Source organism: Janibacter indicus (assembly GCF_900176385.1).
GTDB lineage: Bacteria > Actinomycetota > Actinomycetes > Actinomycetales > Dermatophilaceae > Janibacter > Janibacter indicus.
In genome coordinates, this window is the sequence record NZ_FWXN01000025.1 from 1 (window position 1) to 2,435 (window position 2,435).

A 2,435-nucleotide genomic window follows, 5' to 3' on the forward strand; every position below is an offset into this window, starting at 1 on the left:
TGTCAACGGCCAAGCTCAGGTCCCCGGTTTTGGCCAGGTGGAAGTCCCCACCCTCTGCGGGGTTGATCACTGGGTCGGGAGGTCACCTCCTTGGCGTTGGCGGGCTTGGCGCATGCGGTATGACTGGCCGTTGGTGACCACGGTGGTGGCGTGGTGCAGCAGGCGGTCGAGCATCGATACCGCGGTGGTGTGTTCGGGCAGGAAGCGTCCCCAGTCCTCGAAGGAGTGGTGCGAGGCGATGCCCAGGGATCGTCGTTCGTAGGCTGCGGCGACGAACCGGAACAGCAGTTGCGCGCCGGTGTCGTCCAGTGGCGCGAAGCCGATCTCGTCGACGAGGACGACGTCGTTGCGCAGCAGGGTCTCGATGGTCTTGCCGACGGTGTTGTCAGCCAGGCCTCGGTAGAGGGTCTCGACCAGCTCGGCCGCGGTCAGGTACCGCACCCGGTGGCCTGCGAGGACGGCGGCGTGGCCGAGCGCGATGAGTGTGTGTGACTTGCCGGTGCCGGCCGGCCCGATCAGCGCGACGTTCTCGCGTGCGCGTGCCCATTCCAGGCCGGTCAGGTAGGCCCACGTCGGTGCTGGGATCGAGGAGGCGGCCAGGTCGAAGTCCTCGATGGTCTTGATGACCGGGAAGGTCGCGGCCTTGAGCCGGGCTCGCTCGTTGGAGGCGTCGCGGGCGGCGATCTCGGCCTCGACCAGCGCGCGCAGCACCTCCTCGGGCGACCACCGTTGGGTCTTGGCCGTGGTGAGCAGCTCGGGCGCGAGTTGGCGCATCGTGGCCAGTTTCAGCCGGCGCAGCCCAGCGGTCAGGTCCGCGTCCAGCGCGGGTGGGGCGGCGCTCACGAGGACACCGCCGTCGTGCTCGGGGCGTAGTCGGTCAGCGATCGCCCGGTGCTGGTGGGCAGGTCCACGACCAGCGCGTCCCCGGCCTGGCGGGGGGTGGGCACACCGGCGCCAGCGGCCAGGATCGAGCGGACATCGCTGGCTTTCCACCGGCTGAACGCGACCGCTCGTTCGAGCGCGGCGACCATCGCCGCCTGGCCGTGCGCGGCCGTGAGGGTGTTCAGCTCGGCCAGCTCCGGACCCAGGCGAGTGTGCCCGGCGCCCGCGGCACCGGCGATGAACGCCTCCGCAGCCGGGCCGAGCGCGCAGAACTCTTTCTCCGCGCTGGTCCTGGGCCGGATGGCGCGCACCGGCGTGGCCGGGCGGGGCCCGCCGTAGTGGTCATCAAGGATGGACGCCTGGCCGGGCGCAGTGAGCGGGTGCTCGGCGTGCACGACGCCGGTATCGACGTCGATGACCTGCACGCGCGGGCCGTCGACGAGCACCCCCACGCTCGTGCCGATCAACCGGTTGGGCACCGAATACCTGGCCGAGCCCACCCGGACGGTGGACATCTTGTCGACCTTGCGCGTCACCGGCGCGGGACCGATCGCCAGGCGCAGCGAGGGCAGCCCGGTCAGCAGGTCGACCTCGGTGGCCAGCCGATCCACCGGGACCGCGACGATCTCTGAATGGAGCGTGGCGTTGACCTGGGCGCACCAGTGGCTCGCACGTTGGTTGGCCGCGCCCAGGTCGGCCAGCACCGCTGCGGCACCGGCGGCCAAGTCGCCGGCGGCGGCGTGCTCCATCAGCAGCGGCAGGGCCAAGTCGTCCTTGCCGTAGCGGACCAGGTTCTCCACGACGCCCTTGGAGGACGGGTCGGCCGCCTCGCAGAAGTCCGGCCGGAAGCGGTAGTGCGTGGCGAACCGAACGTACTCGCCAGTGGGCACTACCCGGTTGGCGACGACACCGCCCTTGAGGCAGCCCATCCGGTCGGCGAGCACCACCTTCGGGACCCCGCCCAGGACCTCGAAGCACTCGGCCAACATCGCCATCGTCGTCGCGGCCTTCTCATCCGCGGCGAAGCGCACGAACCGAAACCGCGACCAGGCCAGCACCGCGCAGAAGACGTGCACCCCGGCGATCACACCCCAGTCGATTACCAGATGCTCACCCGGGGACCACACCGCCGGCCGGTGGGTCCTGCCGTGCTCGGCCCGGTAAGCCTGCTTCTCCTGCGCCACCAGACGCCGGAAGTTTCGGGCCGACCCGTTGTAACCGGCCGCGCGGGCCTTGGGCAGCAGCCGCTTGGCGCTGACCCGGCCCTTGGACGTCTTCACGCCCTCGGCGACCAGCTCGCGCACTCCCTCGTAGTTCGCCGGGCGAGGATCGCGGACCGGACGGTCCCCACCCGCGGCCACACGTTCCACGACTCGCTTGACGGTCTTGTGAGTGGTGCCGCAGATCTCTGCGGCCCCACGGTAGGAGCCCACATTCTCGTAGGCGGTGATGATGTCCAACTCTTCCCTCATGTTCTTCAATGGAGCTCCCTGGGCGGTGCGGTGACTGGCTTCGACACCGCCACCGTTCACCGTCCAGGGGCCCGGCTCATG

General features: G+C 70.3%; 2 protein-coding genes. Both read right to left on the reverse strand.

Annotation, left to right across the window (positions count from 1 at the left end):
* Positions 1–66 precede the first annotated feature (66 nt).
* Positions 67–843, reverse strand: a complete 777-nt coding sequence (gene istB / locus B9B60_RS16705; RefSeq protein ID WP_234993918.1) for an IS21-like element helper ATPase IstB — start codon at positions 841–843, stop codon at positions 67–69.
* Positions 840–2,363 (reverse strand): IS21 family transposase, encoded by a 1,524-nt coding sequence (gene istA, locus B9B60_RS16710; protein ID WP_084453218.1) that lies wholly within the window; start codon positions 2,361–2,363, stop codon positions 840–842. Before istA ends, istB begins: the two co-directional genes overlap by 4 nt.
* Between the last annotated feature and the right edge of the window lie 72 nt (positions 2,364–2,435).